The sequence below is a fragment of the Bathymodiolus heckerae thiotrophic gill symbiont genome (assembly GCF_900128515.1).
GTDB lineage: Bacteria > Pseudomonadota > Gammaproteobacteria > PS1 > Pseudothioglobaceae > Thioglobus_A.
Genome location: NZ_FQTP01000063.1, coordinates 1 through 8,693, shown reverse-complemented (window position 1 = coordinate 8,693; position 8,693 = coordinate 1). Strand labels below are relative to the sequence as shown.

Here is an 8,693-nt window from a genome sequence, read left to right as displayed (position 1 = left end):
TTAACATGGCGCCCAATGAGCTAACTTACCCTCAAGTATTTTTAAGTAAAAAGCATGTTGGCGGTTGTGATGATCTTGAAGCATATTTAATGCTACGAGAAATGGGTATCGAAACTTAAAAAAAGTGTCCGCAAAAAAAGCACGTATTTGTTTAATATTTGTAATTCAAGCATAAAAAAAAAGGCCGCAAGGCCTTTAGTAGTGTGGGGCGAGAAACGGGGTTTGAACCCGAGACAACCGGAATCACAATCCGGGGCTCTACCAACTGAGCTATTCCCGCGTATTAGCGGGCACACAATTGCCTCTTAAATCTCTTCCTTGGTTACACGTAGGTTACACACGTAAAACCTAATTATAACTGATATTTTCGTATGAGAATATTAAGGTATCGATAGTTTTTCTGATGAAGACACCCCTCGGGGGGTAAGATTCATACTAGATATATAGAGATTATCTCGTGCTTATATCAGAGAGAATTTGGGAGGTTTTAAGTTGCCACCCACCCTTAGTTTAGAAGTGAGGGTGTCAAAGGGGGGCTACTTTAATCTACTAGCTAATGATTTACCTAGCCTCTCTACCACGCCCACAACAAGAGCATTACCCATAAAGAAGGCTCTTTTAGCATCTGTAGCTCCTTCGGTATGGTTATCAGGAAACATATTTAACCTTTCTAATTCAACAGGTGTCAATCTTCTCAATCTGCCAGACGGAGTTTCAACTACGTGTTTAAACCTTGAAGCCCCTTTGCCGCCTTCGCCAGTGACGATAGTTCTTGAGGCTCTATCTAGAGCATCTGGAAATGTAACTGGACCTTCAGAATAATAGTAAACGTGTCCACTGGATGCGGTTCTTTCTTCCTTCTTTGCACCCTTAAGATAAGCCCACTTATCTAAGTCTGCTTTAGATATAAAGAACTCGACAGGAATATCCTTTTCATCCTCAAGAATACTGCCTAAAGTTTTTTTCTTTCCCTTATATTCGGCAGCTGCAGAATCTGTATATACCTTTCTATCAATCATTACTCCAATCGTATCAAAAGGTCTAACTTTAGAAGTGTAATCGACAGTGTTGTTGGTAATTTCATCTAAGTCTCCTTCAATAACAAAGTACTTGTCAGGTTTAGATGGTGTTGAATTAACTTGCATTGGGAATGCCTCTTGCATCACGCCTTTGTTAGTAATCCAGTCAACAGGAGATTTAAGCTTTTTGATTTCCTTTCCAATATCTGAGTCAGACTTATAAGCCATAATGTAGACTCTCTTTCTTCTCTGTGGCATTCCGTAATCAGCTGCATTAATTACCCTCCACTCAACTACATATCCTAAGTCTGATAATGAGGCTAACATTATTGCAAAGTCCCTTCCTCTTTGAGAAACTGGAGACTTTAGCAACCTGTCAACATTTTCAAGCATTAGATATTTAGGGGGATTGGTTTTGTTCTTTAGGATTGCGTGTATTGACCACCATAGAACTCCTTTCTTTCCTTGAATACCAGAAGACTTCTTGAGGGTTCTAGCAACAGAATAATCTTGACAAGGAAATCCTCCTACAAGAAGGTCGTGGTCAGGAATTGATTCAAAGTCTTCATCAATAACTTTGGCAATATCAATGTCACTGTGGTTTGCACCGGGAAATCTAGCTTTATAAACATCAGAGGCGTGCTGTATTTTTGTTAATGGCTCGTATTGGTTGCTCCAAACAACTTTAAATTCATTGCTTCTTTCAAGACCCAGTCTAAAGCCACCAACTCCAGCAAATAACTCAATTGTTTTAATCATCGAAAAATTATAAACCAACTGAGAGCAACTAACGACTTATTAAATGCTCCTTTGCTAGTTTTTGAATAAAATATTTATTAAGCCAAAATGAATGTTTTACAAATGAATTTCCAAAACTATCCACGTCTCTATCATCCCTATTTTTACCGTGAGGTCTCATATGAATAATCTTAGTATCTGACTCCTTGGAAAGAGACGTAATTTCTCTATACGTACCTTTCTTAGAATAGCGTTTTGTAACTTTTGACTTCCCATTACAAACTTCAGATTGATATTGTAACCATTCTGAAATAATTACTCTTTCTTCAAGTCTGCTAGGAGACCAAAAAAAGGCTTTTCCAGTGTTCTATCTTTAACATCCACGCCGCTACTTTTATCTCTGGAGACAGGAATAAAAAAAATTCGAGTTAGTTGTTCAGACAACAAAGAATTACACCACTCTTCTTTTTCGAACTCTAAAAACTTAATAGCAGGAAAGGAAACAGCCTCGTATAGCTTTAAATCTATCATTCTTATTGGAATAGTTTTAATCAGAATACCAACTTGCTCAAACTCTTTAATTTTAGATTTTGCACCTTGAAATCCTATAATTTTATTAATAATGACAGGTATAGCATTCTTGGCACTAGGTATTAATATGTTTAGCTCTTTAGAAATTTCCCCTATAGTTTTTCCTACATATTTTCCTATCTTATCTAGCAATTCTTGTTCAAGGTTGTCACCTCTTGACAAATCCAATGTATCAGAAATAGACTCAAATCTTTCAGGGTTCTTTAGTGATTCCCAGTACTGATTAACAAATGGACGTTTTAAAGAAAATGCTCTTTTAAGAGCTAAATCTTCACTATTTGGCTGCTTTACCAAGTCTTTATGCTTTCCTTGAGCGTCTACTCCTCCTGAGCCAGACCTGCAGGGAGAGAGTACCTTATATCCTCTTTCTGTTAGGTTGTGAGCCAACCCATCAACTACAGTTTGTTTAGTTTTAACCCATTCTGATTCAATAATTAATTCATTCAATGACAACTTCCATAAAGCCGTATCAATTATTTTTTGTTCCTGCCAATTGTTATTGTTATATTCGTAAAACACAAACAATACTTTGTTTAACTTTCTTTTGGCGTGAGATTTATCCCAGGATTCATTAATTAAATTGAGATAATTTATGCTGCAGATTTTGGTCCTTTCTTTAACAACTAGAGTTTGATTGCTTAGCCTTAATGGGCAGGCCTTTAATTCAATTTCAGCCTCTGTAAAATCCGGCTCAGGTGTTGAGTTGTTTTTGATGCCAAACCAGTGTTGTTCAATAAAGTTACCAGCATTGCCTTTGTTCTTAATATTTAATTCGCTTTGAGGGTTCTGAGACAGGTTAGAGATATCCTTAAAGCTCTTGCCAATTAAAGACATTGCCCTTGCAAGAATAGCGCTTTCATCCTCTTTGCTATAATCTAAATTTGCATTCATAATATAATTAATATATCACCATTCAGCAATATGAATGGAAAAACGAGAATAGACTTTATCTCCATACACATTTAAAGCATCATCTATAAACTTCATCTCTTCTTTGTATGTACTCCTGCCAGGCTTACTATCGTTTTCTTTGTGAAATTCTTTCATCTCGTCAATGCTTAAACTAGCTGACATATCCAAATAGCCTGGGTTAGCCTCAAACTCTTTAAACCTCTTATCGCTTACCAAATGGAAGCCACTTATCCAATTTTCATCAATGCTAAATATTACCTCTTCACTCTTATTAAAACCAGTAATTGTTCGTTCACACGGCGCGAAGCGCCGTGTGAACGCCAAATTCAGTGGCCGCTGGCAGATATAAGATGAACTATGCAAACACACTGAACTATGATATAAAATGACCTCTGAAAAAAAACTGCGCTGCCAGCGGTCGACTGGAATTTTTTGTTAGCTTACTTCGCAGGCTTAGGAAGCTTTTTTCCATGAAGAAGGTTGTGGCAAATGACCCAAAAATTTACTTTTTTTACTTTACCCAAGCTTTCTTGCAATGGATATGCACTTTCTATATGAAATCTCATTTTACCTCGTTCTTTCCATGCCCGATAAACAACTTGATAATAAATTTCAGAGTCATTGTTTTGATCAATTTTGCAACTACAATAACGGCTATAGCCTCCGTGGTAACAGAATTGTTCAGGTAAGGTTTCTATAATCTGAGGTAAATATTTAGATAGCTTAAAACGGTCTATATCAAAAACTCTTTTATCTAATGGATACGGGTATATTTGCGTAGATTCTAAGTTTTCTTGTTCCTTAATGCCACGAGTAAATACGTGATGTGAAAAGGTAAAAAATAGAGTGTAGCTTTCATTCCTCTTAGGGTGCTGAAATGCATGTTTGCAGGCATTTAAATGGCTAAAATCATACTTCGTGCCGTCAATATTAAAGCTTTTCCATTGCTGAACTTTATTATCAGGGAAGTTAAAGATTTTTTGATTTGCCACTACTGATGTTTTCCTTACCCCAGAAATAACAAAGGCTCCATCTAGGGAGCCTTCGCCAAGAAATAATCTTGGATTCAGAACGTCATTACCGGGCACAGCCTCGACCTCAAAGAGGTTACGTGATGTCACATCAAAAGACATGTCTGCTACATCAATTAGTAATAAGTATACTACACTTTACCCTAATGTCAACAACTAAAGTTCTTTTAGAACTTAAAGCTATCTCTGGCTAAGACTTACACTAAGCATAGCAGCTTACTGAACACGAGATCAAGTAAGCTAACGGTGGAGTTGACATGCCAATTGTATCAGCATATTAGAGGCTAGCCTCTTTTTTATGCTGGAGAATTGGTCAGGTCGAACGCTATGTTCGAAGGTGCTTCGCACCAAGAAGATAGTGTTAGACCGCAGGTCAACTCCACCGTTCACACGGCGCGAAGCGCCGTGTGAACGTCTGCTTCAGCGACTGCCGTAAGCGTCACGAAATTTTGCTGTCGCAAAATTCGCGCCTCTTACGGCAGTCCGCTGGAAGCAATTGTTAGCGTCTGTTTTCATGTTCAGTAACAGGGTGATCACCTAAATCTTTCGGCAGTTCTTCTAGCAATTCCTTTGAATGGTATTCGAGAACCATTTCACCTTTCGTTAATCTTTCCGTCCAATACCTGCCAATTAACTTTTGTTTTGGCTTCTCAATGATTTGGAATACGGCAGTTCCATCATGAGGGATACTCCTTTCATTCAAACTTAGCCTCGGCTTACTTGTATAGGAATATGCAACGTTTTTTATTTGTCGATCAGGGTCAATAAGAAAACCTTCCGAATACGAGTAGCTTTCCATTTCGCCGGTACGCATCATGCAGCTAACATGGAAAAATGACTGGTTGACTGTCAACATGACAGGTATCGGAGGTGGCTTTTCGCCTGTCTCAGGATTTTTCCAATCTGAATATATTAATCCAACCCAGCTTCCATTTAAATTTGGAAACGGAACAAGCCATCCTCTAAATACTTTAAGTTTCCATCCCCATTTAACGAATACGGCAATCACCAAAAGATCAATACTCACCACTTTTGGAACAAGCCCGAAAAAGTCTTTTATTTTTGATAGGTCTAATTCACTAATGTAGGCGAGCGAAAACCAAGCAATTGCTGAAATTCCCACCAGTAAATACAACGAACTTTTAATTGTCACATTACGCATTATTTGAACCCAAAGTTATTCCAAGCCGCTTTGGCAAACTCGCGCCCATCTTCACGAGACCACTTTTAATCTGAATGAAACAGGTAAAAGCAATCATTCACTTCCATCCAACGCCCAGAGTCCGGCTCATCGCCCTTGAGTTGATCCCAAATATGGAAAAGCATAGCTCGAAGACGTTCTGTCCATGTTGAATGAGCAAATACTGTGTCTGGACAGTTGAAGGCTAGACATTCGACAAAGAAAGATGGCAACTCACGAAATGTTCCATCTTCAGCCATTACGTTTTCAATACGTTTCAATAATCGCACACACTTTTTGTACGCATAGCCAGTTTGCTTGTTTTTAGCTACTCCGTTTTCCAATTGTTGCGCAGGATAGTTAACGATATTGCTACCATCTGTCTTGAATATTTTAGTTCCATCTCTCGATCCAGACTTCATATAATATCGAAAACTAAAACAGGGGACGACATCAGCATCTACACGAGCTGAGCTTGAATTAACCTGTATCGCGGTAGATCCAGTAGAATCCACTTGAGCTGAGAACTTTGCGCTCATAGCAGAAAGAAGCTCGGCTCTGAGCTTCGCTGGAGTCCAAATCCCTTCATATGAATTTCCTGGCGTATGAACCCCTTTTTCGGACTCCTTCCAATATAGGACTTCTGTACATTCCACAGCGATGTCCACGTCACTATCTGAACGCACATTAGTATTGTTAGCGTAAGACCCTTTCGCATAAACCTTTAATGAACAATTATTGAATGGCTCGTGTGAATCTATCGCTTGGCGAATCATTCGTTCAGATCTATCTTGCTTGTCTTTTTCAGAGTCACTCGAGGGCCCTGTCCATCCTGCCAATTGATCTTCCAAACTCATTACTTATCCTCTGTAAGCGCTAACGCCTTGCTCAGCAGCAATTTAAAGTGGAACGTTTTTGCGTATGCAAAAACGTTCCACTTTAAACTGTCCTCTGGAGCCCATTGTTAGGACTGCATATTTATGTCGTTGAATTTAAGAATGTTAGACCTAACCTCATTTCTTTTACTAATGACGTTATGTTTTTGCACCTATAAACAACTAACATTGAGCAGTAAAATGTTTTACTTGGTCTCAAAATCATCATTGAAGAATGTTGAAGCATCCTCAATTTTCGCTTTTTTCTGATCAGATATGAATTTCTCAAATTCTTTTTTTATTTCAGGATTATTTAGCGCCTCATAATCAAAAACATTAGCACCATACACGTAGTCAAATTCCATGCTAATTTCTTCATAGCTCGCGCATGACGAACTCCATTTAGCATTATCTCGTGTAAAGTTCACTTGATATTTCTTAATTTTTGGGATATATACAATTTGATCTCCTATCTTCAACACTTCAACTGATATACCTATGGTAATTGTCTTGTAGGCATCGGTATTCTTTTCAATACCTGCTCTTAAAGCATTGCCTTGTCCCTCTAAAAATGACTTAAAGCTGCCTAAAGCTGAACCTTCAAATGTGGCTATGTCTAAAATCAACTTTATAAAGTCGCCAGCTATCTCAATCCCTTGCATGCGCCGACTATAGGTTTGCTTATCAAGCTTTGAAGACCCCATTAACGGAATTTTAGATAACGCCAAAGACCAAAGCTCAGCATCTGTTTTATATTTAGAGCCTTTGGCCGCCGCATAGCGATTAATATATGAGGTAACAACTGTAGTAATTGAAATTAACATCGACTTGAGTTCAACGAGCTTTGCTGTAACTATCGGATCACTCAATAATTTAGTTCCGCAAATAAATTCAACCAATCCATCTTTATTAGCATAGGGGTTTTCAGATTCTAGCTCTTTTACTAAATCTGGGGTCAGAAAAAACGATTGCGCATCGCGCAGTTGCTCTTGAAATGGTCTCGAGTCCAATTTATTCATATCTAATGTTTTCATTTTAAATCTCCATATTTTTTCCTACTCATATGGCTTTTCGGAATACGCCCCATTTATTTTCATGTGGTTTCTGGTATCCACGATCCTAACGGTGGAGTTGACATGCCAATTGTATCAGCATATTAGAGGCTAGCCTCTTTTTTATGCTGGAGAATTGGTCAGGTCGAACGCTATGTTCGAAGGTGCTTCGCACCAAGAAGATAGTGTTAGACCGCAGGTCAACTCCACCGTTCACACGGCGCGAAGCGCCGTGTGAACGCCCTGTTAACAGGCAAAAAAATGTTGGCTAAAATAGCGACGAAGGAGCAAAAGCCAACTGTTTTTTGTCCTTGTTTAACAGCTTGTTAGGCATTTTTACTGCTCAGCCTTATCATGATTTGTTAGTTCTTCAGATGCTTTTATTAACTCTGATGCTTGTAATAAAGCTGCCTTGTCTTCTTTTTCTCCTTTTAATGTATTATCAAAAGATAAAAGCATTAATGACTCTAACTCATCCAATAAGTAGTAATACGCCCCCGAATCTACTTTTTCTATGTAATCCTTTTGATGTGGAAGCGCAGTAATCATTACTTTTCTCAAGTTTGTACTATCTGCCATATCTGGATAATTTAATCCTTTTTTAAGCATGTGAGTTTTCATAATTGCATGTGACAATATAGAGCTATATGCAATAAAGTATGCCCATGCAACTGGTGAGATAAATGGTCGAATTTTATGAGTTTCTTTTGTATCAACAGAGGTCAAACTTACGTTTGAACCTATCATTTCAAACATCTCTCTAGCTTTTGGGTTTTCTGATGCGAGCTTTAAGGAGCTATCAAATTTAATAATTACTAAATTTTGTGTTGCCCCTTTTGCAGGTAGTAAATCTATTACTTGTGACCATAGTATTTCAATAGCTTGAACTTGCTTGTCAAAAAGTGCTGATTGACGTTTTGATATTCCATTTAATGCTGTCGATTTTAGCGATTCTAATTGAAGTTCTTTTAAACGTAGATCAGCTTTTAAAGTTTCTTGCTTCTTTGTTAAATTTGCATTTAAATTTGCTAGCTTTTCGTCATATTCATGACGAACAGAATTAGTTAATCTAGTCGAGATTAAATTCCTAGCAAGCCATAAAGCTCCTGCCAGAAGAGTTGTTGTTGATATCGCAGGAATCCAATCCATCAAATACTCCAGAGAAATGCCTAACGGTGGAGTTGACATGCCAATTGTATCAGCATATTAGAGGCTAGCCTCTTTTTTATGCTGGAGAATTGGTCAGGTCGAACGCTATGTTCGAAGGTGCTTCGCACCAAGAAGATAGTGTTAGA

At 38.1% G+C, this 8,693-nt stretch carries 7 protein-coding genes, 1 tRNA gene and 1 pseudogene; all 9 read right to left on the bottom strand.

Annotated elements, in window-relative coordinates; genetic code table 11:
- Nucleotides 1–204 precede the first annotated feature (204 nt).
- A tRNA-His gene (locus BTHERMOSOX_RS07925) sits at nucleotides 205–280 on the bottom strand.
- A gap of 256 nt (nucleotides 281–536) precedes the next feature.
- A complete protein-coding gene (gene dcm, locus BTHERMOSOX_RS07920) occupies nucleotides 537–1,778 on the bottom strand; it encodes a DNA (cytosine-5-)-methyltransferase (protein ID WP_138120547.1) in 1,242 nt (413 codons plus the stop codon).
- A 294-nt stretch (nucleotides 1,779–2,072) separates the two neighbouring features.
- Nucleotides 2,073–3,239, bottom strand: a complete 1,167-nt coding sequence (locus BTHERMOSOX_RS07915) for a MutH/Sau3AI family endonuclease (protein WP_138120546.1) — start codon at nucleotides 3,237–3,239, stop codon at nucleotides 2,073–2,075.
- A gap of 15 nt (nucleotides 3,240–3,254) precedes the next feature.
- On the bottom strand, nucleotides 3,255–3,584 hold the full coding sequence (locus tag BTHERMOSOX_RS07910) for a hypothetical protein (protein WP_138120545.1): 330 nt from the start codon (nucleotides 3,582–3,584) through the stop codon (nucleotides 3,255–3,257).
- Between the two features lie 116 nt (nucleotides 3,585–3,700).
- On the bottom strand, nucleotides 3,701–4,393 hold the full coding sequence (locus BTHERMOSOX_RS07905; RefSeq protein ID WP_249360654.1) for a heat-shock protein: 693 nt from the start codon (nucleotides 4,391–4,393) through the stop codon (nucleotides 3,701–3,703).
- Between the two features lie 397 nt (nucleotides 4,394–4,790).
- Nucleotides 4,791–5,453 (bottom strand): Cap15 family cyclic dinucleotide receptor domain-containing protein, encoded by a 663-nt coding sequence (locus BTHERMOSOX_RS07900; RefSeq protein WP_138120544.1) that lies wholly within the window; start codon nucleotides 5,451–5,453, stop codon nucleotides 4,791–4,793.
- Nucleotides 5,453–6,328 (bottom strand): annotated as a pseudogene (locus tag BTHERMOSOX_RS07895) (nucleotidyltransferase domain-containing protein). Before BTHERMOSOX_RS07895 ends, BTHERMOSOX_RS07900 begins: the two are co-directional and overlap by 1 nt.
- 224 nt (nucleotides 6,329–6,552) lie before the next feature.
- Nucleotides 6,553–7,380, bottom strand: a complete 828-nt coding sequence (locus tag BTHERMOSOX_RS07890; RefSeq protein WP_138120543.1) for a hypothetical protein — start codon at nucleotides 7,378–7,380, stop codon at nucleotides 6,553–6,555.
- A 354-nt stretch (nucleotides 7,381–7,734) separates the two neighbouring features.
- Entirely contained in the window at nucleotides 7,735–8,547 is an 813-nt protein-coding gene (locus tag BTHERMOSOX_RS07885; RefSeq protein ID WP_138120542.1) for a hypothetical protein, read from the bottom strand.
- Nucleotides 8,548–8,693: the final 146 nt, after the last annotated feature.